The organism is Streptomyces sp. NPDC048514 (genome assembly GCF_043199955.1).
GTDB lineage: Bacteria > Actinomycetota > Actinomycetes > Streptomycetales > Streptomycetaceae > Streptomyces.
Window position 1 is genome coordinate 421,924 of sequence record NZ_JBICWT010000009.1, and the last position, 25,659, is coordinate 447,582.

Consider the following 25,659-nt stretch of genomic DNA (forward strand, 5'->3'; position numbering starts at 1 on the left):
GCCCACTCTTCCCACGCCAGACCACAGAGAGGAACGGCACGTGTCCGCACACGAGTTCACCATGGACGTCCTGCGACGCATCCTGCGCGAGGGTGCCGGCGAGGACGTCGACCTGGACGGCGACATCGACGACGTCACCTTCGGCGACCTCGGCTACGACTCGCTCGCCCTGCTGGAGACCGGTGCCCGCATCGGGCGCGAGTACGGCATCGAGCTGGAGGACACCGTCTTCGTCGACGCCGAGACGCCGCGTCAGCTGGTCGACGCACTCAACAGGCAGCTGCTGACGCTGCGCACCGCCTGAGGCACCCCACGGTGGAGGGCGGCCGGTGCCCACCGGCCGCCCTCCGGCGTACTCCCCTACTTCTTCCCCCCCCGGAGGGTTCATGTCCACAGATCAGCGAGTGGCCCTGGTCACCGGTGCCACCAGCGGCATCGGTCTGGCCGTCGCCAGAGCGCTCGGCGAGCAGGGGCACCGCGTCTTCCTGTGCGCCCGTGGCGCGGAGTCCGTGGCGGCGACCGTCAAGCAGCTGGGCGAGGAGGGGCTGACCGTCGACGGCCGCGCCTGCGACGTGCGGTCCGCCGACGACGTCCACGCCTTCGTGCAGGCCGCCGTCGACACGTTCGGGACGGTGGACGTCCTGGTCAACAACGCCGGCCGCAGCGGCGGCGGCGTCACCGCCGACCTCACCGACGAGCTGTGGTTCGACGTCGTCGACACCAATCTGCACAGCGTCTTCCGCATGACCCGGGAGGTGCTGACCACCGGCGGCATGCGGCACAAGGCGCGGGGCCGGATCATCAACATCGCCTCCACCGCGGGCAAGCAGGGCGTCGTCCTCGCGGCGCCGTACTCCGCCTCGAAGCACGCCGTGGTCGGTTTCACCAAGGCGCTCGGCAACGAGCTCGCGCCCACCGGCATCACGGTCAACGCGGTGTGCCCCGGCTACGTCGAGACGCCGATGGCCCAGCGCGTGCGGCAGGGGTACGCGGCGGCCTGGGAGACCACCGAGGACGCCATCCTGGAGCGCTTCCAGGCCAAGATCCCGCTCGGCCGCTACTCCACGCCCGAGGAGGTCGCGGGGCTCGTCGGCTATCTGGCCACCGACACCGCCGCCTCCATCACCGCGCAGGCGCTCAACGTCTGCGGTGGTCTCGGCAACTTCTGACCGCCCGCCGGCGCCAACCACCAAGGAGTCATCCATGGCGCAGCAGTCCCCGAAGACGGTCGAGCACGAGATCACCGTGCTCGCCGAAGCGAGTGCCGTCTACCGGTTCCTGTCACACGTGGACACCTGGCCGCAGGTCTTCCCGCCGACCGTGCACGCCGAGACGATCGAACGCGACGGCGCCGAGGAACGCATCCGCATCTGGGCCACCGCCAACGGCGAACCGAAGAACTGGACGTCACGCCGGACGATCCGGCCCGACGAGCTGCGGATCGACTTCCGCCAGGAGCTGTCGGCCGCGCCGGTGGCCTCCATGGGCGGCAGCTGGATCATCGAGCCCCTCTCCGCGAGCACCTCGCGCATCCGGCTGCTGCACGACTACCGGGCCGTCGACGACGATCCGGCCGGCCTGGCCTGGATCGACGAGGCCGTGGACCGCAACTCGCGCTCCGAACTGGCCGCGCTGAAGGAGAGCCTGGAGCTGGTCACCGCCGACGGCGCGCTGGTGTCGTTCGAGGACAGCGTGCAGGTCGACGGCTCCGCCAAGGACGTCTACGACTTCCTCAACGAGGCCGGGCTGTGGACCGAGCGGCTGCCGCACGTGGCCGCCGTGCGGTTGCAGGAGCCGTCGCCGGGCCTGCAGACCCTGGAGATGGACACCCGCACCAAGGACGGTTCCACCCACACGACGAAGTCGGTCCGGGTGTGCTTCCCGCACCACCGCATCGTCTACAAGCAGTCGGTGCTGCCCGCCCTGATGACCCTGCACACCGGCTACTGGCTGCTGGCGGAGAACGCGGGCGGCGTGCAGGTCACCTCCCAGCACACGGTCGCCGTCAACACGGCCAACATCACCGCCGTCCTGGGTCCCGAGGCCGGCCTCGCGCAGGCCCAGGAGTTCGTGCGCACCGCGCTCAGCGGCAACAGCCGCGCCACTCTCGGCCACGCCAAGGCGTACGCCGAGGCCCGCCGCCACCCGTCCCGCCCCGGACTCGAGGAGTCCCCGTGCTGACCACAGACATCCCCAGCTCCGACATCGACCTGTACACGGACGAGTCGATCCTGGATCCCTACGACTCCTACCGGAGGCTGCGCGAGCTGGGCCCGGTGGTGCGCCTGGACCAGTACGAGGTGTACGCCGTCGCCCGCTACCAGGAGGTGTACGACGCCCTGCACGACCACGAGGCCTTCATCTCCGGTGAGGGCGTCGGCATCACCGAACAGCTCAACAAGGCGCAGCACGGCAGCAGCCTCACCAGCGACCCGCCCTACCACGACCTGGTGCGCGGCCTGGTCGCCCGGCATCTGACGCCGAAGGCGCTGCGCGAGTTCCACACCTACATCCAGGACTGGGCCGACAGGCTCGTCGACGAGCTGGTCGCCCGGGGCGAGTTCGACGCGGTGCGGGACTTCGGGCAGGCCTTCCCGCTCGCCATCGTGCCGGACCTGCTGGGCTGGCCCCTCGACGAGGGCCGCGAACGGCTCCTCGACTGGGCCTCGGCCGGCTTCAACGCCTTCGGTCCGCTCAACGAACGGACCGCCGCGGGCTTCCCGCTCCTGCAGGAGATGGGCGAGTTCCTGCACCGGATGTCCGTGCCGGGCAATCTGCGGCCGGGCACCTGGGGTGCCCAGCTGGTCGCCGACGCGCAGGCCGGGAAGATCGCCGACGAGTTGCTGCCCGCTCTGCTCGGCGACTTCCTCGCGCCCTCGATGGACACCTCCGTCAGCGCGCTGGCGAGCATGCTGTGGCTGTTCGGCGCCCACGCCGGCCAGTGGGAACTGCTGCGCTCCGATCCTTCGCTGGCGCCGAACGCCTTCAACGAGATCGTCCGCGTGGAGTCCCCGCTGCGCGGTTTCACCCGGATGCTCACCGTCGACCGCGAGCTGGGCGGCGTCCCGCTGTCCGCGGGCACCCGGGTGCAGCTGCTGTACGGGTCGGCCAACCGGGACGAACGGCACTGGCACTCCCCGGAGACGTTCGACATCACCCGGCCCGAGGCGGCCGAGCATCTCGGCTTCGGGCACGGCATCCACGGCTGCGTGGGCCAGGCGCTGTCCCGCCTGGAGGGCCACTCGCTCATGGACGCGCTGCTGCGCAAGGTGCGGCGCATCGAGGTCGGCCGCCCGGTGTGGCGGCTGCACAACACCATCCGGGGCATCGAGTCCCTCCCGGTGGTCCTGCACTCCTGAGGGCAACCGCGGCAACCAGGCATCGACGACTAGGAGCGCACACACATGAAGCTGTCCGTCGACCTCGCCCGGTGCGAGGGCCACGGCCTGTGCGAAGAGGCTGCGCCGGAGCTTTTCCGGCTGGACGACGAGGGGGACCTCGTCGTCCTCTTCGACGCCTCCGCGGCCGTACCGGCAGAGCACGAAACGGACGCCGCGAGCGCCGCGCGGGTGTGCCCGATCGGCGCCCTGCGGGTCCGGAGCGAGTGACCGGGATGGACACCGCCGAGACGACACACGGAGCAGGGAGGTGAGGGCGATGGCACGGCACACCGGCGACCACGCCCTGGTCCTGGGCGGAGGTTTCGCGGGACTGCTGACCGCGCGGGTGCTGGCCGACAGGTATCCGCGGGTGACCGTCGTCGACCGTGACGCGCTGGAGGGGACCGCCGCCCGGCGCGGCGTTCCCCAGGGCCGGCAGATCCACGGTCTGCAACCCAGGGGTCTGCGGATCCTGGAGTCGCTGTTCCCCGGCCTGGCCGCCGGAATGACCGCGGCCGGGGCCCGGGTCAACGACACGGTCGCCGGGGGCGACTGGTACTTCGGCGGACTGTCGCTGCGCAAGACCCGCAGCGATCTGGTGACGCTGGCGGCCAGCCGGCCGTTCCTGGAGGCACACATCCGGGAGCGGGTCCGGGCCCTGCCGGGGGTGGTGATCGCCGACGGACACGACGTGACCGGTCTGACGACCACGCCGGACAAGGGGCGGGTCACCGGAGCGGTGGTGCGTGACCGCGCGGAGGGCACCGAGCGGGAGATCGCCGCGGACCTGGTGGTCGACGCCATGGGGCGCGGCAGCCGTACCCCGGTCTGGCTGACCGAACTGGGCTACCCCGAGGTCGCCACCGACCGGCTGGAGACCGGCGTGGGCTATGCCACCCGCCAGTACCGGCTGCGGCCGGGCGCCGAGCACCACGGCCGGGCCGTCGTGGTGGTCGCGTCCCCGGACAATCCGCGGGGCGGGATCTGCGCGCACATCGAGGACGGGCGGATCCAGGTGACGGTCAACGGCATCCTGGGCGACCTCCCGCCCGTCGACCCCGCCGGGTTCGAGGCGTACCTGAAGTCGCTTCCGGTGCCGGACCTCCACGAGCTGACGCAGGTGGCCGAACCGCTGGACGACCCGGTCGCCCACCGCTTCCCGGTGAGCGTGCGGCGGCGCTACGAGCGGATGGCGCGGTTCCCGGACCGGCTGCTGGTCGCCGGGGACGGGCTGTGCAGCTTCAACCCGGTCTACGCCCAGGGCATGACGGTGGCCGCACTGGGCGCCGAGGTGCTGCGCGACCACCTGCGCCGCGACGGCCACCCGGCGCCGCTGCCCTATCTGCGGGACGTGGGCCGGCGGGTGGTCGGTCCGGTCTGGGACACGAACGCCATCAACGACCTGCGGTTCCCGGGCGTGCCCGGTCGGCGCTCGCCGCGCACCCGTATCACGCAGGCCTACATCGGCCGGGTGCAACGGGCCGCCTCGCGGGACGCCCACGTCAGCCACGCCCTGATCCGGGTGCTGTCCCTGGTGGACCCGGGCACGGCGCTGCTGCGTCCGGCGGTCCTGCTGCGCGTCCTGCGCGCGCCGGTCGCCCGGAGCGCACGGTGAGCGGGCCCGGCCGGCTGGTCGTGGTGGGCGCGTCGCTGGCCGGGCTGCGGGCCGTGGAGGCCGCACGGGCGGCCGGGTTCGGCGGCGAGATCACCCTCGTCGGCGCGGAACCGCACCTGCCCTACGACCGCACGGTACTCTCCAAGTCCTTCCTGGCCGCCCCGGCCGCCTTCGCCGGGTCACCGGTCCCGCACTACCGCGAACCGGCCTCGTACACCGATGAGTTGGGTGTACGGCTGCTGCTGGGCGCTCCCGCCACCGAGCTGGACGCCTCGGCCCGCACCGTCCGCGTCGGCGACAGCGCGGTGCCGTACGACCGGCTGGTCGTCGCCACCGGTGTCCGCGCCCGCAGGCTGCCCGGGGCCGTGCCGCTCGCCGGCGTGCACACGCTGCGGACGGTGGACGACGCGCGGGCCCTGCGCGGCGAGCTGGGCACGGCCCGCCGGGTCGTGGTGGTGGGCGCCGGGTTCATCGGCGCGGAGGTGGCGTCGGCGGCTCGGGCGCTCGGTGCCGAGGTGACGCTGCTGGACGCGGAGCGCTCGCCGCTGAGCCGTTCGGTCGGACCCGAACTCGGGTGTCTGCTGACCGAGTTGCACACCGACGCGGGCAGTCGCGTCCGCTTCGGGAGCGCCGTCGAGCGCGTCGAGGGCGCCGGGCGGGTGGAGCGCGTGGTCCTGCGGGACGGCACCGCGCTGCCGGCCGACCTGGTCGTCGTCGGTATCGGCGCGGAACCGGCCGTCGAGTGGCTGCGCGGCAGCGGAGTCACGCTCGGCGACGGCGTGGTGTGCGGGAGCGACCTCGCCACCGGCGTACCCGGCGTGTACGCGGCCGGTGACGTGCTGCGCTGGCACAACCCGCTGTTCGGCCGGTCCATGCGCCTCGAGCACTGGACCAACGCGGCCGAGCAGGGTGCCGTCGCGGCCCGCAACGCACTGGGCCAGGCGCGCGAGGAGTATGCGGCGGTGCCCTACTTCTGGTCGGACTGGTACGGGGTGCGGATCCAGTTCCTCGGGATCCCCGAGGCGGAGCGGGTCGAGATCGTCGGGGACCCGGCCGCGCGCCGTTTCGTCGCCCTGCTGGGCACGGGCGACCGGCTCACCGGCGTGCTGGCCGTCGACCGGCGGGGCGAGGTCGCCCGGTACCGGCAGTTGCTGCGTGCCCGTGCGACCTGGCACGAGGCGCGGGACCACGCGGCCCGCCGGGAGGCCCGGCGCCGCGGCACGACCGACGAGGGCCGGCGGGTGGCCGCGGTGGACGGAGGGCGGGGATGAACGACGTGCGGACGAACCCGGACGCGCCGCTGGACACGCAGGTCGTCGTGGTGGGCGCGGGCCCGGTGGGCCTGCTGCTCGCCGGTGAACTGCGGCTCGGCGGCGCCGAGGTGATGGTTTTGGAACGGCTGACCGAGCCGTCGCAGGAGTCGCGCGCCACCACCCTGCACGCCCGGACCATGGAACTGTTCGACCAGCGCGGCCTGCTGGAACGCATCGGTCCGACTCCGCCACGGGATCCGCGGGGCCACTTCGGTGGCATCCCGATGGACCTGGGCGGTGTCGAGAGCCCGTACGCGGGCCAGTGGAAGGTGCCGCAGACCCGCACCTGCGAGGTGCTCAGGGAGTGGGCGTCCGCGCTGGGCGCCGAGGTCAGGTCAGGACACGAACTGGTCGGGCTGGTGCAGGACGACGACCGGGTGCTGGCCGTCGCGCGCACCGCCGAGGGGCGCACGCTGCGGATCAGCGCCTCCTACCTGGTCGGGTGTGACGGCGAGGACAGTGCGGTGCGGCGGCTGGCCGGGGTCGAGTTCCCCGGCGCCGACGCCACCCGGGAGCTGCTGCGCGCGGACGTGGCCGGCATCGACGTCCCGGACCGCCGCTTCGAGCGGTTCCCGGCCGGGCTGGCCATCGCGGGCCGCCGGCCCGACGGCGTGACCCGGGTCATGGTGCACCGGTTCGGCCGGCCCGCCGTGCACAGGGCCGCGGCCCCGGAGTTCGCCGAGGTCGCCGCCGCGTGGCGGGAGGTCACCGGCGAGGACATCGGCGCCGGCACCCCCCTGTGGCTGAACGCCTTCGGCGACGCCCGGCGGCAGGCCGCCCGCTACCGCGCCGGACGGGTCCTGCTCGCCGGGGACGCCGCGCACGTACAGATGCCGGTCGGCGGCCAGGCCCTCAACCTGGGCCTGCAGGACGCGATGAACCTGGGCTGGAAGCTCGCCGCCGAGGTGACCGGCCGGGCCGCCGCCGGGCTGCTCGACACCTACCACGACGAACGGCACGCCGTCGGCCGGCAGGTCCTCGGCAACATCGCGGCGCAGTCGGCGGTCCTGCTCGGCGGCGACGAGGTCGCCGACCTGCGCGCGGTCCTCGCCGAACTCCTGCGCCACGACGGTGCCGTACGGCACCTCGCGGGCCGGATCAGCGGCGTGGACCTGCGCCCCGCCGCCGGACCGTCCGACCGGCCCTGGTCCGGGGCCCGGCTGGCGCCGGCGGAGCTGGTCACCGGCCCGGGCGCGGTGACCACGACGGCGGAGCTGCTGCGCCCGGGCCGCGGGCTGCTGCTCGACGTCGACCCCGACGCGCCCGGCCATGCCCGGCTGCGCGCACAGGCCGCGCTGTGGGCCGACCGGGTGCGGGTGGTCGTGGCCACCGCGGCCCCGGACAGCGAACCGGCCCGGCTCGGCGCCGTCCTGGTACGGCCCGACGGGCATGTGGTCTGGGCCCGCCCGGAGGGTCACGAGGCCGCCGTCGGCGCGCTGCACCGCTGGTTCGGCTCGCCCCGCACGCCGGACGCCGTGGCCCGCGCGGGACGGCGTACGACTCCGGGCGGTGCGCAGGCGGCTCCGGCTGCCGGGCGCACGGCCCCCGCACCGACCGTCACATCGGTACTCGCCCCACGATCCAGGAGGCAGAAGATGGGAACGCTGGAGAACAGGACCGCCCTGGTGACGGGGTCCAGCCGCGGTATCGGCCGGGCGGTCGCCGAGCGGCTGGCCGCCGAGCGCGCGCTGGTCGTCGTGCACTATGCCCGTGCCAAGGAGGCGGCGGAGGACACCGTGAACGGCATCCGGGCCGCCGGCGGCCGGGCCTTCGCGGTCCGGGCGCCGCTCGGAGCGGCCGGTGACGTGGACGCCCTGTTCGACGGCGTCGAGGAAGGGCTCAAGGAGCACACCGGCGGTGTCGAGCTGGACATCGTGGTCAACAACGCCGGAATCATGGGTGGCGTCTCCCCGGAGGACACCACCCCCGAGATCTTCGACCGGCTCATGGCGGTCAACGCCAAGGCTCCGTTCTTCGTCATCCAGCGGGCGCTGCGCACCATGCGTGACGGCGGCCGGATCATCAACATCACCTCGGGGCTCACCCGGTTCGCCAACCCCGAGGAGATCGCGTACGCGATGACCAAGGGCGCCGTGGAGACACTGGCCCGGCACTACGCCAAGCACCTGGCCGGGCGCGGCATCACCGTCAACAGCGTGGCCCCGGGGGTGACGAACAACGGCGGCGAGATCTTCGACAATCCGCAGGCCGTGGAGTTCATGGCCCAGTTGTCCGCGTTCGGCCGCGTGGGCGAGCCCACGGACATCGCGGACGTGGTCGCCTTCCTCGCCTCCGACGCCTCTCGCTGGATCACGGGCGCCTTCATCGACGCCACGGGCGGCACGCTCCTGTGACCCCGGACCGTCCGCGCTCGACCGTGCCGTTCACGCAAGGAGGGCCCAGTATGGGCAGGACCGCTTTCGTTTTCCCGGGTCAGGGCTCGCAGCGGGTCGGGATGGGACTCGACCTCGCCAAGCAGTGGCCGTATCTGACCGACACCTACTACGGGCCCGCCGAGGAACTGCTCGGCATGCCGATCTCGGCGCTGTGCTTCGAGGGCCCGGCCGAGGCACTGGCCGACATGCGCGTCACCCAGCCGGCCATGCTGCTGACCAGCGTGGCCGCGCTCGATGTGCTGCGGTCGCACGGGGCCGCTCCGGACGCGGTGGCCGGGCACAGCCTGGGCGAGTTCGCCGCGCTGGTGTGCGCGGGTGTCCTGGACTGGAAGGACGCGCTGCGCGTGGTGCAGGTGCGTGGCGAGTTGATGGCGTCGGTCACCGAGTCCGTGCCGGGCCGGATGGCGGCCGTGCTGGGCCTGAGTCTGGCTCAGGTGGAGCAGCTGTGCGCGCGGGCGGCCGGCGAGACGGACTGCGTGGTGGAGATCGCCAACCACAACGATCCCACCCAGGTCGTCGTCTCCGGTCAGGTGGAGGGTGTCGACCGGCTCGTGGAGCTGGTCGGCGAGGCGGGTGCCGACCGGGTCGTCGTGCTGCGGATCGGCGGGCCGGCGCACTGCAGCCTGATGGGCCGGGTGGCCCCGGAGTTCGCCGCGGTGCTGGCGGACGTCGAGTTCTGCGACCCGGTCGTACCGCTGTACTCGGGCACGGGCGGAGCCCTGGTCACCAGCGGGGACGAGGCCAGGGAGTTCCTGCGGGCCCAGCTCACCGGACGGGTGCTGTGGACGGACGCGGTGCGGCGCATGTCGGCCGCCGGCGTGGACCGGTTCGTCGAGGTGGGCCAGGGCAAGGCGCTCAGCGGCCTGTGCACGCGGATCGTGCCGGGTGTGGCGACGTTGCGCACCACCGACGCGCAGCAGGTGAAGACCACCGTGAGTGCCCTGGTGCGGCCGGCGGCGTCCGAGGGAGCGGCCTGATGTTCTCCCGCCTGGAGGAGCTGAACGCGTTACGGGAAGAGGTGCTGCGCGGGCCGAGCGAGCAGGCCACGCAGGCTCAGCGGTCCAAGGGGAAGCTAACTGCTCGCGAGCGGATCGATCTGCTGCTGGACAAGGGCTCGTTCCACGAGGTCGAGTCCCTGCGCCGGCATCGGGCGACCGGTTTCGGGCTGGAGGCGAAGAAGCCGTACACCGACGGTGTGGTCACCGGCTGGGGCACGGTGGACGGACGCACGGTCTTCGTCTACGCGCACGACTTCCGGATCTTCGGCGGTGCGCTGGGCGAGGCCCACGCCACCAAGATCCACAAGATCATGGACATGGCCATCGCGGCCGGTGCCCCGCTGGTCTCGCTGAACGACGGGGCCGGCGCCCGTATCCAGGAGGGTGTCTCGGCGCTCGCCGGTTACGGCGGCATCTTCCAGCGCAACACCCGGGCGAGCGGCGTCATCCCGCAGATCAGTGTGATGCTCGGCCCCTGCGCGGGGGGCGCGGCCTATTCGCCGGCCCTGACGGACTTCGTTTTCATGGTGCGCGGCACCTCGCAGATGTTCATCACCGGCCCGGACGTGGTCAAGGCGGTGACCGGCGAGGAGATCAGCCACAACGGCCTGGGCGGTGCCGACGTGCACGCCGGGACGTCCGGGGTCGCGCACTTCGTCCATGACGACGAGGAGACCTGCCTGGCCGAGGTCCGCTACCTGCTGTCGCTGCTGCCGTCCAACAACCGCGAACTGCCCCCGGTGACCGTACCGTCGGACTCGCCCGGCCGGCCCACGGAAGCGCTGCTCCGGCTCGTGCCGGAGGACGGCAACCGGCCGTACGACATGCGGGGCGTGATCGAGGAGATCGTCGACGACGGCGATCTCCTGGAGGTCCACGACCACTGGGCGCGCAACATCATCTGCGCGCTCGCCCGGCTGGACGGCCAGGTCGTCGGCATCGTCGCCAACCAGCCGCAGGTGCTCGCCGGTGTCCTGGACATCAGCGCCTCGGAGAAGGCCGCCCGGTTCGTCCAGCTGTGCGACGCCTTCAACGTCCCGATCGTCACCCTGCTCGACGTCCCCGGGTTCCTGCCCGGCGTCGACCAGGAGCACGGCGGCATCATCCGGCACGGCGCCAAACTCCTGTACGCCTACTGCAACGCGACCACGCCCCGCATCTCGCTGGTGCTGCGCAAGGCCTACGGCGGCGCGTACATCGTCATGGACTCGCAGTCCATCGGGGCCGACCTCACCTACGCCTGGCCGACCAACGAGATCGCGGTGATGGGCGCGGAAGGGGCGGCCAACGTCATCTTCCGGCGGCAGATCGCCGAGGCGGACGATCCGGAGACGGTGCGCGCCCGCCGGGTCAAGGAGTACCGGGCCGAACTGATGCACCCGTACTACGCCGCCGAACGCGGCCTGATCGACGAGGTCATCGACCCGTCCGAGACCCGGCGGATCCTGATCGCCTCGCTGAGCATGCTGCGCACCAAGCACGCGGAGCTGCCGCACCGCAAGCACGGCAATCCGCCGCAGTGACCCGCCGGCGGTGCGTGCGCGCCTCCCGTGCCCACGATCGCCGGAAGCCGTGCGAGCGAAGGGAGTTCACCATGTCGACGTCGTTCGGGGACGTGCTGCGCGTCGAGCGCGGCCGGCCCGCCGACGAGGAGATCGCCGCGGTCCTGGTGGTGCTGCTGGCGCTGACCCGGGCGGGCGGAGAGCAGGAGCGGGCGCACCGTCCCGCCGTCCGCTGGCAACGGCCGGAGCGGCGGCCCGCATTCGGCTCGCCGCGCAGTTGGCGGCACTGAAGGCCGTCCCGGACGCGGGCCCCCTCGCGGGCCCGCGTCCCTCTCGTGCAGACCGCTTTTCCGCTTTCCCAACAGACCTGTGACGGAGACCCTCATGGCCGAACGCCGCGTCGCGCTTCTGCTCCCCGGGCAAGGGGCGCAGTACCCGCGCATGGCAATACCGCTGTACCGGCGAGAGCCGCGCTTCCGCCTCGTCGTGGACGAGGTTCTGGACCTGATGGGTGAACAGGGCGCCCGGATCCGCGAGGACTGGTTCGGTGATTCGCCCGTGCTTCCGGTGGACGACGGCCGGCGGGCCCAGCCGCTGCTGTTCGCCATCGGCTACGGCGTCGGCCGGGTGCTCCAGGACCAGGGTCTGCGTCCGGCGGTACTGCTCGGGCACAGCATCGGCGAGCTGGCGGCCGCCGCCCTGGCCGGGGTGTTCGACCTGCCGAGCGCGGCCCGCATCCTGCTGGCCCGCTCACGGTCGCTGTCCGCCGCGCCCGCCGGCGGGATGCTGGCCGTCGCCGCCGCGCCGGAGAGGATACGGCCCTGGCTCGACGTGGCCGGCGAGCACCGCGGAGTGGCGGTCGGCGCGGTCAACGCGCCCGCGCAGACGGTCCTGGCCGGTCCGGAGCCGTCCCTGGCACGGACCGAGCAGGCGCTGCGCGGAGCGGGTCTGGTGGCCCGGCGGGTGCGGGCGACGGAGCCCTGGCACTCCCCCGTCCTGCGCGAGGCGGCGCTGGCCTTCGAAGAGGCGCTGGCCGCCGAACCGCTGCATCCGCCGCGCATACCGATCCGCTCGGCGCGCACCGGGCGTACCGTCACCGCACGCGAGGCGGTGGACCCGGCGTTCTGGGCCGGCCAGATGGCCGAGCCGGTGCTGTACTGGCAGGCCCTGACGCGGCTGCTGGACTCGGCCGACCACACGTTGGTCGAGACGGGACCGGGCGTCTCCCTGTCCGCTCCGGCCCGTCGGCACCCGTCCGTGCGCTCCGGCCGCAGCGAGGTCGTCTCCGTGCTCCCCGGCGAGCGGCAGGACTGCTGGGCCACGTGGCAGGCGGCGCTGGAGCGCTTGGCCCGGCTGGGCGTCCTCGACGGGGAAGCGGCGCCGCACGCGTGACACTCTTCCCCGTCCTCGCGTCACGGGTGCCCCGCGTTTCGCCGTCCTCGCCTCACGGGTGCCCCGTGCGAGGGCCGCTGCGGAACACCGGCGTCGGATCCGCGTTCCCCGGGCGATGGCCGGCGGCCGTGCCCCGGGGACGCGGACCGGGCTCCCTCTCATCCGTTCGCGTTGTGCTCCCGCCCCACCGCCGCGTCGGGGACCGTCGGTGTGGGTTCGGCGGCGATCAGGGCGCGGATGGCGGGCGCGGCCACCCTGACGATGTCCTCCAGGTCCGGCTCGCTGACGTCCGGGACGCGCAGCAGATAGCGGCCGCTGGCAATGCTGAACATGATCACCGAGAACAGGCCCGCCCGGATCCGCGCGTCGGGTTCGTCGATGTGCTGGGCGATGGCGTCGACGGACTGTTCGGTGACCACTCGGCGCAGTTCCTCCGCCGCCACCTCGCTGGTCATGCTGGTGCGGACCAGGACCGCCATCGGGCTGTCCGGGGTGGCCGCCCACCGGCCGAGCATCGCGCGCAGATAGTTCTCGGCGCTCTCCACGGGGTCGGGCGTGGTCAGTTCGCCGATCGGGATCTCGAACCGGACCGCCTCCCGGAACAGTTGCTCCTTGGTTCCGAAGTACTGCATCACCGACGACTTGTGGGCGTCCGCGGCATCGGCGATCATGCGGATGGTCGCCCGCTCGTAGCCGTACTGCCCGAAGGTGCGGCGGGCCGCGAGCAGGATGCGGTGACGAGTCCGCTCACCCTTGCCGTCGGGCCGCGGCACGACCGCCGGGGTGCTCGCCGTCGGTTTGTGCTGCGGTGTCTCGTAGACGCTGGGGATCAATGCGCTGCCTCCTTGTCCGGGAACGTTCGCTGGCACGTGCGTGCGGGCCGGCTATGCGTCCGCGCGCTCCGTGGCTTCCTTCGGCCGGGCCCCGGCCCGTGGCCCCTTGGCCGTGACCGCGACCACCACCGTCACCAGGGCCACGGCGTACAGGGCGGCGACGGTGCGGAACGCGGTGCCGTAGCCGTGGGTGAGGGCGGCGGCCGCCCGGTCCAGCAGTCCCTGGTCGTGCGAGGCCAGCGCCCTGAGGAGCGCGTCCGGGGCACCGGCCAGCCGATCGTCGGCCGCGGTCGCCGCGATCCCCGGCAGGAAGGCCAGCCCGAGGGCGCCGCCGACCTGGCTGCCCGTGGTGAGGAGCCCGGAGGCGATGCCGGTCTCCTGCGGGGCGACTCCGCTGACGATGCGGACCGTCAGCGGCATGAAGCACAGGCCGAGCCCGACCGAGGTCATCAGCATGGCCGGGGCGAGATGGGTGAGGTACGCCGAGTCCGGCGTCAGGGTGCTGAACCACAGCACGCCCAGGGTGCTCAAGCCCAGGCCCGGGCCGGTGACGGCGCGGGTGGGCAGCCGGCCCACCAGGCGCGGGGCGAGGAAGCCGCCGGACACGAACATGCCGAGGCTCAGCGGGAGGTAGGCGAGTCCGGTGCGCATGGCGGAGAACCCGAGGACCTGCTGCATGTACAGCGTGAGGAAGTAGTACATCGCGAACATGCCCGCGCCGACGAGCAGCATGGCGGCGTAGCCGCCGCTGCGGTTGCGGTCGCGCAGCAGCCTCAGCGGCATCATCGGATGGTCGCTGCGCGCCTGGACGAGCAGGAAGAGGGCGAGCAGTGCGACGGCGGTGACGAGCGACGCGACGGTTGCGGCGTCGCCCCAGCCCTGTTCGCCGCCCCGGGTCAGCCCGTACACCAGCGAGGTCAGGCCGAGCGTTCCGGTGACCGCGCCGGGCACGTCGAGCCGGCCGGCGTGCCGGCCGGGGTCGGCCAGCAGTCGGGTGCCCAGGACGACGGCCACGCCGACGGGGACGTTGACGAGCAGCACCCACCGCCAGTCGAGGTAGGCGGTGAGCACCCCGCCGAGCAGCAGGCCCAGGGTGGAGCCGACGCCGTTCATCGAGCCGTAGACCCCCATGGCCCGGTTGCGCGCGGGCCCTTCGGCGAAGGTCGCAGCGATCAGCGCGACGACGGCCGGGGAGACCAGGGCGCCACCGAGGCCCTGGGCGGCGCGGGCGGCGATGAGCACGCCCTCGTTCGGTGCGAGGCCGCCGGCGAGGGACGCCAGGGTGAACACGACGATGCCCAGCCGGAACGTCCGCAGGCGCCCGTAGATGTCGCCGGCGCGCCCTCCGATCAGCAGCAGACCGCCGAAGGACAGCGTGTAGGCGGTGACGATCCAGGCCAGGGCGCTGCTGCTGACACCGAGGTCGCGCTGGATGCTGGGCAGCGCGATGTTCATGATCGTGCTGTCCAGAATGATCATGACCTGGGCTGTGGCGAGGACCGTCAGGGCTAAGCCCTGACGCCCGCCGGGGTCCGCCGGGGCCGCCTCGGCGGCCGCCACGGACTGGTTCTCCACGGACACGACTCCTCCAACTCGTCCGGCGCCGGCCGCTCCCGCCCCTCGCGGGAGGGCCCGCCGGTCGCAGAAATGTACGCCCGATCATAAATGACCGCCTGTACTTTTTTCCAGGGATGGTGACGCATGACCACAGGCATCCACGACCACGCAGCCCCCGCCCTCGCCCCCTCGGCCCCGGCCGGGGTATGGACGGGTACGGCCACGCACGACGACCAAACCGACCCGTTCACGATCTCCTTCCTGCCCGACGGGACCCTCACGCTCGTCACCCCGTTCAGCGCGGGCCGCGGAACCTGGCAGCCCACCGAGCGGGGGTTCCGGTACTCGTTCGTCGAGACCCTCGACCCGGCCGTCACCGGCATGGCCGGCTATGTGTCCGTCAGCGTCGACGCGGTGCGCACGGACCGCTCCTACACCGGCTCCGGGCCCGCCACGGTGCACTCCGCCGACGGTGCGGTCGTCCACCTCACCTCCTTCGAGACCACCGCCGGGCTGCAGAGCCCCGAGGGACGCGACCTGCTGACGGACCGTCCGGAACGGGACCCCGCGGCCGCGCCCGTCTGGCCGCCGGAACCGGTCCGTGACGCGGCGGTGCTGGCCGCGGCGCGGACCGGGCTCACCGACACCGAGCGGCGTGTCGCGCCGGAGGTGATCGCGGCCCTCACCGACGCCGGGTTCGCCCGCTGGTTCGTGCCGGCCGCCCGGGGCGGCGATCCGGGCACCTTCACGGAACTCGTCCGCTCCGTCGCGGTGCTGGGCGCCGAGTGCCCCTCCACCGGCTGGCTGGCGTCGCTGTTCGCCTTCGCCGCCCGGTACGTCGCCTGCCTGCCCGAGAAGGCGCAGGCCGAGGTCTGGGCGGACGGACCCGACGCCCGGGTGTGCGTGGTCAACAAGCCGCTGGGCACGGCCGTACCGGTCGACGACGGCTGGCTGCTGTCCGGCGAGTGGACGTTCGTCAGCGGTGTCGAGTACGCCGACTGGGCCCTGCTCGCCGGTCCCGCCCCCGCCGGACCTCCCGGCGCGGGCGGCCGGCCGCCGCTGTTCTTCCTGGTGCCGCGCGCCGATTTCACCTACCGCGACACCTGGCACTCGCTGGGCATGCGGGGCACCGGCAGCCACACCCTCGTCCTGGACGGCGTGCACGTCCCCGAGTACCGCACCTGCCTGCGCGAGAACGCCATGAAGGGCCAGGCGGTCGGGGTGCCGGGACCGCCGCTGCCCACACTGGCCGTCAACGGCCTGACGTTCGTGGCCCCCGCGCTCGGCGCGGCCCTGGGCGCGCTGCGGGTGGCGGTCGGCGCCACCGCCGTCCCCGCGACCGGCCCGCGAGAGGCGTCCGGGCAGGCCTACCGGATCGGCTACGCCCGCGCCGCCGGACTGATCGACGCGGCCCAGCTGCTGCTGCTCAGGGTGGCCGAGGTCGCCGACGGCGGGAAGCTCGGCCCGGCCCTCGTGCAGCGCAGCCGCCGCGACTGCGCGCTGGCCCTGGAGCTGCTCGTCGAGGCGGTGGACGCACTGCTGCGCGCCGGCGGCACCCGCGCCCAGGACGACCGGCACCCGCTGCAGCGGTTCTGGCGCGACGTCCGCTCGGTGGCCAGCCATGCGGTCGTCCAGTTCGAGCCCGCGGGCCTGGACTACACGCGCGGCCTGGCCGGCTGAGAGGCCCGGCCCGGTCGAGGACCAGGCGCAGTGGTGGCGTGCCGAGGCTCCCGGCACCGGCACGCCACCGGCCCCTCGTTCCGCAACCGATGTCGACAGACACCTGCAACTCCCCAACACATACATTCAGGAGACTCCCGTGATACTGGTCACCGGCGCCACCGGACACGTCGGGCGCCCCTTGGTCGACCTCCTCCTCGAGGCCGGGGCCGGCGTGCGCGCGCTGACCCGGAACCCGGAACTCGCCCGGTTGCCCGAGGGCGTGGAAGTGGCACGCACCGACGAACTGCCCATGAAGGGGATCGAGTCGGTCTTCTTCGTGCTGGCGGCGTTCCCCGACGGACCCGCCGAGGTGATCCGCCGGGCCAGGGAACACGGCGTGCGCCGCATCGTCGCGCTGTCCTCGTACTCCGCGCGCGACGACGACCCGAAGAACTCCATCGCCGTGCGCCACCGCGACCTGGAGCGCCAGATCGAGGAGTCCGGTCTGGAGTGGACCGCCCTGCAACCGGCCGGCGGTCTGGCGGTGACCGCGCTGGAGTGGAGCAGGCCGATCCGCACCACCGGCGTGGTCCGCGGCCCGTTCGCCCGGGCCCACTCGGCGCCGGTGCACGAGCAGGACATCGCCGAGCTGGCGGCCCGCGCCCTGCTCACCGACGAACTGCTCGGCGCCAAGCCGATGTTCAGCGGCCCGGAGTCGATCACCTACGCGGACCGGGCCCGGCTCATCGGCGAGGCGATCGGCAAACCGGTGCGGTTCGAAGAGATCAGCCACGACGAGACCCGCAGGGAGATGGCCGAGGTGGGCGTCCCGCCCGCCGCCGTCGAGGCACGGCTGCGCATGTTCGCCGCCCTGGTCGACCGTCCGCACGAGATCTCACCGGTGGAGCCGTACCTCGGCCGGCCGGCCCGCGGCTTCGCCGAGTGGGCGGCCGACCACATCGCCGACTTCACGTGACCGTCCCGCTCGTACGCCCCGTCGTGGAAAGGCTGATGATGTGGTACAAGCCCTTGCGGCTGGCCGTCCTGGTCGGCAGCGGCAGGCCGGGGAGGAGCGGCACGGCCGTCGCCCGCTGGTTCGCCGCGGAGGCGCGCCGGTGTGACGGTCTGGAGACGGACGTCGTCGACCTCGCCGAGCATCCCCTGCCCGCCGAACCGGTGCCGGCGCCGCCGCCGGAGGTCTGCGAGGTCCTCGCGCGCCTGACTCCGCGACTGGACCGGGCGGACATGTTCGTGGTGGTCACCCCCGAGTACAACCGCTCGTTTCCGGCCACTCTGAAGACGGCGATCGACTGGCACGACAGCGAGTGGCAGGCCAAGCCGGTCGGTTTCGTCTCCTACGGCGGCCGCTCCGGCGGGTTGCGGGCGGTCGAGCAACTGCACCAGGTCTTCGGCGAGTTGCACGCGGTTCCCGTCCGGGACACGGTCAGCTTCCACGGCGTGGGGCAGCTCTTCGACGCCGACGGCCGGCCCACCGACCCGGCCGGCAGCAGCGCAGCGGCCCAGTTGCTCCTCGACGAACTCGGCTGGTGGGGACGGGTGTTGCGGGAGGGCCGCGCCCGTCACCCCTATGCGCACGGCGCCCGCACGCCCATGGTGGCCGCCGTGCCCCGGCCGGTGTGACCCCCGCACGGTTGTGCCGGCCGCCATACCCCCGGCCCTTGTGGCCGCCGCGCGCCGTCCCGGCTCTCCGTGCCCCGGCCGGTGTGTCCGCGGCACACCCGTACCGGCCCGCCGTGCCCCGGCCGCGGTGATCCCCCGCGGCCCGTGCCGGGTGTTGGTCCCGTGCGGTCCGGCGGCAGCCGTCCACCCCTTGGCCCCAGGAGGATTCCGCTCATGACATCCCCGTCCGCCGGCACCCGTCGCGAGTCGGCGCCGGCCGCCGTCGAGCCACGATCCGCCGTCGCGGTACGGAAGATCGTCCTGAAGTCCGGCAGGTTCCGGCTGTCCGCTCTGCTGTCCGAGCCCCGCCACACGGTGCCGCGGGCCGTCGTCGTGGCCGTGCACGGCGGCGGCATGCGCGCTCCGTACTTCCACCAGACCGCCGCACCCGGCCTGTCCCTGCTCACACTCGGAGCCGAACTCGGCCTGACCGTGCTCGCCGTCGACCGGCCGGGCTACGGCCTCTCCGCCGCGCAGCTGCCCGACGGGCTGCCGCTGGTGGAGCAGGCGGCCGTGCTGAGCGGGGCACTGACCGGCTTCCTCGCCTCCCGGCCCACCGGAACGAATCCGTTCGTCCTCGCCCACTCCTACGGCGGCAAGGTGGCTCTCACCCTCGCGGCCAGGCACCACGAACTGCCGCTGGCCGGGCTCGCGGTGTCGGGCTGCGGCCACCGGTTCACCGACCACCCCGGCCCGGGTGGGCCGGGCCAGTGGCGGCGCAGGCTGCGTGACAACAACTGGGGTCCGCTGAGGCTCTACCCCCCGCGCACGTTCACCCTGGCGCAGTCGTTCAGCGGCGCGATGCCGTCGCGCGAGGCGGCCGAACTGCCCGCCTGGCCCGGGGTGCTGGAGCGGCTGGCCCCGGACGTGCGGGTACCCGTCCGGTTCACCTTCGCCGAGCACGAGCACCGGTGGCGGCACGATCCACCGGCACTGTCCGAGCTCGGCGGCCTGCTGCGCCACGCACCCGTCAGCATCGACCGGCAGCCGGACGCCGGTCACAACGTCAGCCTCGGCTGGGGCGCCCGGGCCTACCACCTGAGAATGCTCGCCTTTCTGGAGGAGTGCCTGCTCCACCGGACGATCGGTTGAGCACCCCCGGAATGTGGGCGGAAAACCGTCCGGCGCTCTTTCTCGAACCAGCGGCGAGACAGTACGATCAACGATCGAGCCCAGTTCGTCGCCCGCAGACCGGGCACGTCTGCGGGGCTGATATTCCACGGCATAGACGAAAGGGTTCGACGTGCCTACCCATTCCCCCGGAAGACTGCCCTTCGAGCTGACCGGACGGACGTTATTCCCCGAGGACGAAGAATTCCAGGAGGCGCACTCGGGCTGGAACCGGACGGTGACCCACGCGCCGTCCGCGGTGGTGCTGGCCGAGTCGCCGGCGGACGTGGCCGCCGCCGTGCGCTACGCCTCCGGGATCGGCGCCCCGGTCGCCGTCGTCGGCACCGGACACGGCGTCTCCGTCCCGGCCGACGGCGCGGTGGTCGTCAGCACCCGGCGGATGAGGGAGCTGTCGGTCGACGCCACGGCCCGCACCGCACGGATCGGTGCCGGCCTGGCCTGGGGCGACGTGGTGGCGGAGGGCGCGAAGTCGGGCCTCGCCCCGCTCAACGGCTCCGCGCCCGCGGTCGGCGTCATGGGTTACCTGACCGGTGGCGGCCTGCCCGTGCTGGGCCGCACCTACGGCTTCGCCACGCACCGGGTGCGCTCGTTCGACCTGGTCACGGCGGAGGGCACGGTGTGCACGGTCACCCCCGACACCGAGCCGGACCTGTTCTGGGCGGTGCGCGGCGGCCGGGGCAACTTCGGCGTGGTCACGGCCGCGGAGATCGACCTGCTACCGGTGACCCGGGTCTACGGCGGCGGCCTCTTCTTCCCCGGCAGCCGTGCCGCCGAGGTGCTGCCCGCCTACTTCGACTGGCTGGGCGAGCAGCCCGAGGAGATGACCTCCTCCGTCATCCTGCTGCGCTTCCCGGACCTGCCCGCGGTGCCGGAACCCAACCGCGGGAAGTTCGTGATCCACGTGCGGATCGCCTTCACCGGCACACCCGAGCAGGGAGAGCGGCTCGTCGCGCCGCTGCGCGCGCTCGGCCCCGACCGGGACGCCGTCGAGGAGATGGCGTACACCCGGGTCGGCGAGATCTACCACGACCCGGTCCACCCGACCCCGGCCTGGGCCCGTACGGCGCTGCTGCGGGACCTCGACGCGGACGGGGTGCAGACCCTGCTGGAGGCGGCCGGTCACGACCACGGTCACCTGCCGCCGGGCGGTGTGGAGATCCGTCACCTGGGCGGCGCGCTGGCCCGGCCCGGAGCCGTACCCAGTGCTCTCGGAACGCCCGAAGCCGGCTGCCACCTGTTCATGAGCATGCCGGCGCCGCCGGAGACGGAGGCCGCCGAACGGTCCCGCAAGGCCGAGCAGGGAGTGCTCGACGCCCTGGCCCCGTGGGACACGGGACGGTTGCTGCCGACCTTCATGTTCAGCAGTGACAGCGCGGTCGAGGACGTCGCCCGCGGCTACGCCCCGGAGGACTACGCGCGCCTGCGCCGGATCAAGGCGGCGTACGACCCCGGAAACCTGTTCCGGATCAACCACAACATTCCGCCGGCCGATCTCTCCTGACCCGGCGCGGACGGCATTCCTCCGCCCGCTGTTTCCTCCGCTGCCCGGACGGGCGCCACGTCCGTCCGGGCAGCGGAGTTTTCTCACCGCCCGTCACACGTTTCTGGTCCGAGCCGCTCGAAAGGCACCCGGGCTCGCGGAAATCACCGGCCTGGAATTCCGGGTCGGCGTTTTCCAGGCATGGGAAAACGCGGTGCACGGGACGAGGGAATGAATCCACCCGCCCCGCACCCCGCGATTTCCGCGCCGCGCTCTCGCCGCGCGACCCGGCAACAGCCGGCGACCGAGGGCCGAGGAACGAGGACAGTGTCAGGAGAAGTCGGCCACGTGGTGCTCGACCCACTGGGCGTACGTGTGCGCGGGACGGCCGGTGACCTGCTCGACGGTGGGCAGCACCTCGGCGGTGACGCCCTGCCAGGAGGCGAGCTGGTCCAGGAGGAACTCGGCGGCGTCCGGCGGCATCTGCCGGACGAGGTGGCTCAGGGCCTCCTCGCGGGGCAGCTCCTCGAACCGCACCGGCTTGCCGAGCACCTCGCCGATGATCCGGACCCGGTCGATCTGGGTCAGGGACTCGGGGCCGGTGAGGGTGTGCACGCTGCCGTCGTTCGGCTTGAGCAGCGAGGCGACCGCGACCGCCGCGATGTCCCGCTCGTCGACGAGGGCCGCCGCGGCCGTGCCGTACGCCGTGCGCACCACGCCCGACTCACGGATCTGCGGTGCCCAGCCGCGGTCGTTGAGCATGAACAGACCGGACCGGACGAAGGTGCGCGGGATGCCGGACCCCGTCACGGCCTGCTCGCACTCCAGGTGCACCTGGCCGATGAACCCCGGGTCGTCGAATTCGATGGCGGACGACGACAGCATCGCGATGTGCTCCAGACCGGCCTCCCCGGCGACCCCCAGGAACCCGTCCAACTGCCCGAAGACGGGGAACAGGAAGACCCGGTCCACGCCTTTCAGAGCGGACGGCAGGCTCTTCGGGTCGGCGATGTCGCCGGCGACCACCTCCACCTCGTCGGGGAGTGCGGCCTTCTCCGGGTTACGAGTGAGCGCCCTGACCGTCTCGCCCGCTTCCAACAACTGCAGTACGACATTGCGGCCGACATTGCCGGTGGCGCCGGTGACCAGAATCATGAACTCGCTCCCAAGGCAGGGCGAAGGATGGGACGGACGACGCGGACGGGACCGGCCGCGCCCCTCAATTCGTTGACCTGGCCAACGTAACACATTCGTGGGCCTGGCCAACAGATATGCCATCGCTGCTGGTAGCATCGTGCCGTGACCACGAAGGCGATCTCCCAGACTCCGGCCCGGCTGCGGACCACGCCCAGCTGGCTCGTCACCCAGATCGCCACGCACACCGCCCGCCTGGTCTCCCGGGCGCTGGCCTCCGCCGACGCCCGGCGGTACCACTTCGCGCTGCTGGCGACGCTGGACGAGTTCGGCCCGCTCAGCCAGGCCGAGCTGGGCCGGCGCTGCGGGATCGACCGCAGCTACATCGTGGAGGCGGTCAACGAACTCGTCGGCGGCGGCTACGTGGTACGCGCTGTGGACGCCGCGGACCGGCGGCGCAACACCATCACCATCACGCCGGTCGGCGTACAGCAGCTCCAGCGCATCGAGCGCGCCCTGGCCGAGGCGCAGGACAGCCTCCTGGCCCCGCTGCAGCCCGGCGAGCGCAAAGAGCTGACGGCGCTGCTGGAGCGGGTCCTCGACCACCGGCTGACGTCGGGCGACTGAGCCTCGGCGGACCCCTTCCGGATCGCTCCCGCTCCGCGGCGTTCCGCATCCGTGACTGTCAATTCCCTGTAAGCGGCGCCGCCGTGCTCTGTCAGGGAAGCATGCGCTCTTCACGCAGCGACCGTTAAGCCGTGCCGGCCGCGAAAAATCTTGTGCCGGCCCCCGTCAGGCCTCTCACACGTCCGTTCACCAGCAGAGATCGGGTGGGCACGATTCTCGGCGTGCGGAGAAACCCCTCGAAGGGAGTCACGGATGCGACAGGAGAGCACGGGGCGAGCCATGGGTGGACGGGGCCTTTGCCCGGGCCTCCATTGCGGACAGAGCCGGGGCGGGACAACGGCCGGAACGGCCGGGGGAACACGGAGCGAACGGCTGTGTGCCGACTGCGCGGCGGCGCTGGCACGTGCACTGGTGGCACTTCCCGACATCCATGAGGAGTGCGGGCGCGTCCTCGACGGCTCCCGCACCCGGCGCTGGGAGGAGCGCACCTCCGGCAGGGCGATGCCCGGCATGCCGCTCAACACGGGGGCCGTGGAGGCACGCGCGGCGATCACCCGGGTCCTCGCCTCCTGGAGTGGTGTGGTGGCCGAGCAGCGCCGCACCGCCACACCGCGGCGCGAGGTGCGGGCCCTCGCGGGCTTCCTGCTGCGCCACCTGGACTGGCTCCGCGGGCACGAGGCCGTCGTCGACCTCGCCGAGGAGGTGGCGGGGCTGATGCGGGCGGCGGCCCGCGTGGTGGACGCGCCGCCCAAGCGGGGCATGTCGGTCGGCGGATGCACGGTGGCGGGGTGCGGTGGCGTCCTGGTGGCCTGGGTCGCGCGGGACCCGGGGAAGCCTCCGGAGGTCGTCTGCACCGAAACGCCCGGCCATCGCCGGGCGCTCCACGAGTGGCTCACCCCGGGCGCCGAACCGGCCGACGCGGACGGCGACGCGCCCCGGCCCGCCGCGGCGACCACCCCGTTGTGGCTGTCCGCGACGGACATCGCCCGGCTGTGGCAGGCACCACGGGGCACCGTCTACCGGCTGGCGAGCGAGAAGGGGTGGCGCCGCCGCAGCAGGTCCGGCCGGACGCTCTACCACGTCGGCGATGCCCGGCAGTCCCTGGCCGAGCGCGGCCGCCGGGCCGCCCCGTAGGAGGGGGGCGTGCGGGTCAGACCGCCCGGGCCGGCGGCACGACCTGCGGAGCGGCGCGGTAGTGCCCGGCCTGCACCATCTCGGCCGAAGGCTCCGGCTCGGCGGCGGACTCGCCGAACCGGAAGCCCACCCCACGGACCGTCACGATCCAGTCGCTGGAGCCGAGTTTGCCGCGGAGGCTGTTGATGTGCGTGTCGATCGTCCGTCCCCGGGCCCAACGGTCGTTCCACACACGGGACATCAGCTCCTTGCGGGTGAGCACGACCCCGGGCCGGGAGGCGAGCGTGAGCAGCAGGTCGAACTCCTTGCGGGTCAGATTGATCGGCTTCCCGGCGAGCCAGGCCGCGCGGGACGACTGGTCGATGCGCAGCGGCCCGTACGCGACGCTGCCGGAGGGCGTGTGGCGCGCTCTGCTGCGCCGGGTGACGGCTTCCATCCGCGCCACCAGTTCGCGGATGCCGCACCCGCGGTCGACGCAGTCGTCCGCTCCCGCCTTCAGGCCGAGGACCCGCTCGAGTTCGTCGCCCTGCTCGGCCACCACGATCATGGGCGTGTCGCTGACCCGGCGGATCTCCCGGCAGACCTCGAGTCCGTCGGCATCGGTCAGCCGCAGATCGAGAATGATGAAGTCCGCCTGCGTGTGCATGGCTAACGCCTGTTGCGCCGAGCGGGCCAGGATAATCTCATGCCCGTATCGCTTCAGAGTTCCTACATGAGAATTTGAGTCGTCACCTCGCGCAACGAGCACACGCATTTAACTTACCTCCCCGTTATACACACCCTGGATTGCGACTAAGGATCAGTCAAGAAATGAGAATTCTTGCGCTAAGCGGGTGCCCCGAGAAAGCAAGGGAAGCCGTAGAGGGACGAGCGGCGCAGACGTGGACGAACACCGAACCCCTCCCCCTCTTTTTGGCAGCACCAGCCGGCGAGCTGCACGATTCACATTCCCTCGGCAGCCCGACATCGACGGCGGTCAGCCACTTCTGATCCCTGTGTACGCATCACCAGTCTCAAGACACCTTGGTTTCCTTTCAATGCTCAACCGGCGATTTGGCCAAAACGGAGGGTGGCTCGGCCCGCCCGAATGTCCGGATTGTCCACTGGTGTCTCACATGGCCAGAGCATGGCTCAAGCAGCCCTTAGTCCAGGCGGTCACGTTTCAGCTCCGGCGGTTATTTCAACAGCGCGATCAGGACTTTGTCGGGCACCCTTGACGGCCCCCGTCCGACCGAAGAGGATGAGATCCACTATGGGGCAGGTACATCCCATCGCCGTAATTCCCGTCAGTGGCCCGGCTTTTTCTATGATGCCGATCGAGCATCGCCGGCGGTACCGCTGACCCGCCCGCGGAAGGGCGGGTGACCTCACACATCTTTCACCGCCACCGGGAACACCGCGATTACGGCCCGGCGCCGGAAATGTTTCCGGGGCCGCTCGGCGCACCCCGGCACGACCGACGGATACTCGGGCACACCGGCGTCAGGTAACGCGGGCGGCCACCCCGGAGACATTCCTCACACGGAAAAATCCAGCGGAGCACGGAGGAACGATGAACCCTGTTCTCGAGCACACGAACCCTTCCTGTGTCGACACCCCGCAGGAGGTGGCCCCCTCCGCTCCGCCGCTCCTGCTCGCCGGTGACGACGATCAGGAGAGCGAGGACCACATCGTGCGCGGCATCGACTGACCGCCAGCCCCTGACAACCCAACTCGAACCGAGGAGTCGCCGTGCGCAAGGTGCTCATCGCCAACCGTGGCGAAATCGCTGTCCGCGTGGCCCGGGCCTGTCGGGATGCCGGGATCGCGAGCGTGGCCGTATACG

Annotated in this window: 25 protein-coding genes; 21 read left to right on the forward strand and 4 right to left on the reverse strand. The window is 72.5% G+C overall.

Annotated features, from left to right (window positions below):
- Positions 1-40 precede the first annotated feature (40 nt).
- The 12 genes from ACGFT2_RS22100 (at position 41) to ACGFT2_RS22155 (ending at position 12,596) form a co-directional block, all read left to right on the forward strand.
- A complete protein-coding gene (locus ACGFT2_RS22100) occupies positions 41-304 on the forward strand; it encodes an acyl carrier protein (protein WP_393280879.1) in 264 nt (87 codons plus the stop codon).
- Between the two features lie 82 nt (positions 305-386).
- A complete protein-coding gene (fabG, locus tag ACGFT2_RS22105; protein ID WP_393280882.1) occupies positions 387-1,169 on the forward strand; it encodes a 3-oxoacyl-ACP reductase FabG in 783 nt (260 codons plus the stop codon).
- Positions 1,170-1,203: 34 nt separating this feature from the next.
- Positions 1,204-2,181 carry an aromatase/cyclase gene (locus ACGFT2_RS22110; protein ID WP_393280885.1) on the forward strand — a complete coding sequence of 326 codons (978 nt, stop codon included), beginning with the start codon at positions 1,204-1,206 and terminating at the stop codon, positions 2,179-2,181.
- Positions 2,175-3,359: a cytochrome P450 gene (locus ACGFT2_RS22115; RefSeq protein WP_393280888.1), complete on the forward strand. Its 1,185-nt coding sequence runs from the start codon at positions 2,175-2,177 to the stop codon at positions 3,357-3,359. The genes ACGFT2_RS22110 and ACGFT2_RS22115 overlap by 7 nt, the downstream gene beginning before the upstream one ends.
- Before the next feature lie 45 nt (positions 3,360-3,404).
- Positions 3,405-3,608, forward strand: a complete 204-nt coding sequence (locus ACGFT2_RS22120) for a ferredoxin (protein WP_393280891.1) — start codon at positions 3,405-3,407, stop codon at positions 3,606-3,608.
- A gap of 49 nt (positions 3,609-3,657) precedes the next feature.
- Positions 3,658-4,995, forward strand: a complete 1,338-nt coding sequence (locus ACGFT2_RS22125) for an FAD-dependent oxidoreductase (protein ID WP_393280894.1) — start codon at positions 3,658-3,660, stop codon at positions 4,993-4,995.
- Positions 4,992-6,266 (forward strand): NAD(P)/FAD-dependent oxidoreductase, encoded by a 1,275-nt coding sequence (locus tag ACGFT2_RS22130; RefSeq protein WP_393280897.1) that lies wholly within the window; start codon positions 4,992-4,994, stop codon positions 6,264-6,266. The genes ACGFT2_RS22125 and ACGFT2_RS22130 overlap by 4 nt, the downstream gene beginning before the upstream one ends.
- Positions 6,263-8,662: an SDR family oxidoreductase gene (locus tag ACGFT2_RS22135; RefSeq protein ID WP_393280900.1), complete on the forward strand. Its 2,400-nt coding sequence runs from the start codon at positions 6,263-6,265 to the stop codon at positions 8,660-8,662. The genes ACGFT2_RS22130 and ACGFT2_RS22135 overlap by 4 nt, the downstream gene beginning before the upstream one ends.
- A 50-nt stretch (positions 8,663-8,712) precedes the next feature.
- Positions 8,713-9,681: an ACP S-malonyltransferase gene (fabD, locus tag ACGFT2_RS22140; RefSeq protein ID WP_393280903.1), complete on the forward strand. Its 969-nt coding sequence runs from the start codon at positions 8,713-8,715 to the stop codon at positions 9,679-9,681.
- Positions 9,681-11,225: an acyl-CoA carboxylase subunit beta gene (locus ACGFT2_RS22145; protein ID WP_393280906.1), complete on the forward strand. Its 1,545-nt coding sequence runs from the start codon at positions 9,681-9,683 to the stop codon at positions 11,223-11,225. Before fabD ends, ACGFT2_RS22145 begins: the two co-directional genes overlap by 1 nt.
- 71 nt (positions 11,226-11,296) lie before the next feature.
- Positions 11,297-11,494, forward strand: a complete 198-nt coding sequence (locus ACGFT2_RS22150) for an acyl-CoA carboxylase epsilon subunit (protein ID WP_393280909.1) — start codon at positions 11,297-11,299, stop codon at positions 11,492-11,494.
- A gap of 94 nt (positions 11,495-11,588) precedes the next feature.
- Positions 11,589-12,596 carry an acyltransferase domain-containing protein gene (locus ACGFT2_RS22155; protein WP_393280912.1) on the forward strand — a complete coding sequence of 336 codons (1,008 nt, stop codon included), beginning with the start codon at positions 11,589-11,591 and terminating at the stop codon, positions 12,594-12,596.
- Positions 12,597-12,754: 158 nt separating this feature from the next.
- On the opposite strand, the gene ACGFT2_RS22160 is transcribed toward ACGFT2_RS22155, so the two are convergent.
- Together ACGFT2_RS22160 and ACGFT2_RS22165 are read right to left on the reverse strand one after the other, a co-directional pair.
- Positions 12,755-13,429, reverse strand: a complete 675-nt coding sequence (locus ACGFT2_RS22160) for a TetR family transcriptional regulator (RefSeq protein ID WP_393280914.1) — start codon at positions 13,427-13,429, stop codon at positions 12,755-12,757.
- A gap of 51 nt (positions 13,430-13,480) precedes the next feature.
- A complete protein-coding gene (locus tag ACGFT2_RS22165; RefSeq protein WP_393280916.1) occupies positions 13,481-15,004 on the reverse strand; it encodes an MFS transporter in 1,524 nt (507 codons plus the stop codon).
- 126 nt (positions 15,005-15,130) lie between these two features.
- Between ACGFT2_RS22165 and ACGFT2_RS22170 the strand changes: the two genes are divergently transcribed.
- From ACGFT2_RS22170 to ACGFT2_RS22190, 5 genes are all read left to right on the forward strand, one after another.
- Positions 15,131-16,666, forward strand: coding sequence for an acyl-CoA dehydrogenase (locus ACGFT2_RS22170; RefSeq protein WP_393280919.1), 1,536 nt, complete (start codon positions 15,131-15,133; stop codon positions 16,664-16,666).
- Between the two features lie 139 nt (positions 16,667-16,805).
- Positions 16,806-17,624, forward strand: a complete 819-nt coding sequence (locus ACGFT2_RS22175) for an NAD(P)H-binding protein (RefSeq protein WP_393280922.1) — start codon at positions 16,806-16,808, stop codon at positions 17,622-17,624.
- A 35-nt stretch (positions 17,625-17,659) separates the two neighbouring features.
- Positions 17,660-18,289: an NADPH-dependent FMN reductase gene (locus ACGFT2_RS22180; RefSeq protein WP_393280924.1), complete on the forward strand. Its 630-nt coding sequence runs from the start codon at positions 17,660-17,662 to the stop codon at positions 18,287-18,289.
- A gap of 213 nt (positions 18,290-18,502) precedes the next feature.
- Positions 18,503-19,420 carry an alpha/beta hydrolase gene (locus ACGFT2_RS22185; protein ID WP_393280927.1) on the forward strand — a complete coding sequence of 306 codons (918 nt, stop codon included), beginning with the start codon at positions 18,503-18,505 and terminating at the stop codon, positions 19,418-19,420.
- 151 nt (positions 19,421-19,571) lie between these two features.
- Positions 19,572-20,960: an FAD-binding oxidoreductase gene (locus tag ACGFT2_RS22190; protein WP_393280930.1), complete on the forward strand. Its 1,389-nt coding sequence runs from the start codon at positions 19,572-19,574 to the stop codon at positions 20,958-20,960.
- Between the two features lie 309 nt (positions 20,961-21,269).
- On the opposite strand, the gene ACGFT2_RS22195 is transcribed toward ACGFT2_RS22190, so the two are convergent.
- Positions 21,270-22,094 (reverse strand): NmrA family NAD(P)-binding protein, encoded by an 825-nt coding sequence (locus ACGFT2_RS22195; protein WP_393280933.1) that lies wholly within the window; start codon positions 22,092-22,094, stop codon positions 21,270-21,272.
- Positions 22,095-22,238: 144 nt separating this feature from the next.
- Between ACGFT2_RS22195 and ACGFT2_RS22200 the strand changes: the two genes are divergently transcribed.
- Both ACGFT2_RS22200 and ACGFT2_RS22205 read left to right on the forward strand, forming a co-directional pair.
- Positions 22,239-22,700, forward strand: a complete 462-nt coding sequence (locus tag ACGFT2_RS22200) for a MarR family winged helix-turn-helix transcriptional regulator (RefSeq protein WP_393280936.1) — start codon at positions 22,239-22,241, stop codon at positions 22,698-22,700.
- A gap of 411 nt (positions 22,701-23,111) precedes the next feature.
- Positions 23,112-23,834: a hypothetical protein gene (locus ACGFT2_RS22205; protein ID WP_393280939.1), complete on the forward strand. Its 723-nt coding sequence runs from the start codon at positions 23,112-23,114 to the stop codon at positions 23,832-23,834.
- Between the two features lie 16 nt (positions 23,835-23,850).
- Here ACGFT2_RS22205 and ACGFT2_RS22210 read toward each other — a convergent pair whose 3' ends face one another.
- A complete protein-coding gene (locus tag ACGFT2_RS22210) occupies positions 23,851-24,588 on the reverse strand; it encodes a response regulator transcription factor (protein WP_393280942.1) in 738 nt (245 codons plus the stop codon).
- Between the two features lie 798 nt (positions 24,589-25,386).
- Between ACGFT2_RS22210 and ACGFT2_RS22215 the strand changes: the two genes are divergently transcribed.
- Together ACGFT2_RS22215 and ACGFT2_RS22220 are read left to right on the forward strand one after the other, a co-directional pair.
- Positions 25,387-25,524, forward strand: coding sequence for a hypothetical protein (locus tag ACGFT2_RS22215; RefSeq protein ID WP_393280945.1), 138 nt, complete (start codon positions 25,387-25,389; stop codon positions 25,522-25,524).
- 41 nt (positions 25,525-25,565) lie between these two features.
- Positions 25,566-25,659: biotin carboxylase N-terminal domain-containing protein (locus tag ACGFT2_RS22220; RefSeq protein ID WP_280842533.1), on the forward strand; the 94-nt coding region annotated here is incomplete at its 3' end.

Excerpts from the sequence above, each read along its gene's own strand:
- fabG (WP_393280882.1), top strand. The coding sequence starts at position 387 with ATGTCCACAGATCAGCGAGTGGCCCTGGTCACCGGTGCCACCAGCGGC.
- ACGFT2_RS22110 (WP_393280885.1), top strand. The coding sequence starts at position 1,204 with ATGGCGCAGCAGTCCCCGAAGACGGTCGAGCACGAGATCACCGTGCTC.
- ACGFT2_RS22120 (WP_393280891.1), top strand. The coding sequence starts at position 3,405 with ATGAAGCTGTCCGTCGACCTCGCCCGGTGCGAGGGCCACGGCCTGTGC.
- ACGFT2_RS22125 (WP_393280894.1), top strand. The coding sequence starts at position 3,658 with ATGGCACGGCACACCGGCGACCACGCCCTGGTCCTGGGCGGAGGTTTC.
- ACGFT2_RS22135 (WP_393280900.1), top strand. The coding sequence starts at position 6,263 with ATGAACGACGTGCGGACGAACCCGGACGCGCCGCTGGACACGCAGGTC.
- fabD (WP_393280903.1), top strand. The coding sequence starts at position 8,713 with ATGGGCAGGACCGCTTTCGTTTTCCCGGGTCAGGGCTCGCAGCGGGTC.
- ACGFT2_RS22145 (WP_393280906.1), top strand. The coding sequence starts at position 9,681 with ATGTTCTCCCGCCTGGAGGAGCTGAACGCGTTACGGGAAGAGGTGCTG.
- ACGFT2_RS22150 (WP_393280909.1), top strand. The coding sequence starts at position 11,297 with ATGTCGACGTCGTTCGGGGACGTGCTGCGCGTCGAGCGCGGCCGGCCC.
- ACGFT2_RS22155 (WP_393280912.1), top strand. The coding sequence starts at position 11,589 with ATGGCCGAACGCCGCGTCGCGCTTCTGCTCCCCGGGCAAGGGGCGCAG.
- ACGFT2_RS22170 (WP_393280919.1), top strand. The coding sequence starts at position 15,131 with ATGACCACAGGCATCCACGACCACGCAGCCCCCGCCCTCGCCCCCTCG.
- ACGFT2_RS22180 (WP_393280924.1), top strand. The coding sequence starts at position 17,660 with ATGATGTGGTACAAGCCCTTGCGGCTGGCCGTCCTGGTCGGCAGCGGC.
- ACGFT2_RS22185 (WP_393280927.1), top strand. The coding sequence starts at position 18,503 with ATGACATCCCCGTCCGCCGGCACCCGTCGCGAGTCGGCGCCGGCCGCC.
- ACGFT2_RS22195 (WP_393280933.1), bottom strand. The coding sequence starts at position 22,094 with ATGATTCTGGTCACCGGCGCCACCGGCAATGTCGGCCGCAATGTCGTA.
- ACGFT2_RS22210 (WP_393280942.1), bottom strand. The coding sequence starts at position 24,588 with ATGCGTGTGCTCGTTGCGCGAGGTGACGACTCAAATTCTCATGTAGGA.
- ACGFT2_RS22215 (WP_393280945.1), top strand. The coding sequence starts at position 25,387 with ATGAACCCTGTTCTCGAGCACACGAACCCTTCCTGTGTCGACACCCCG.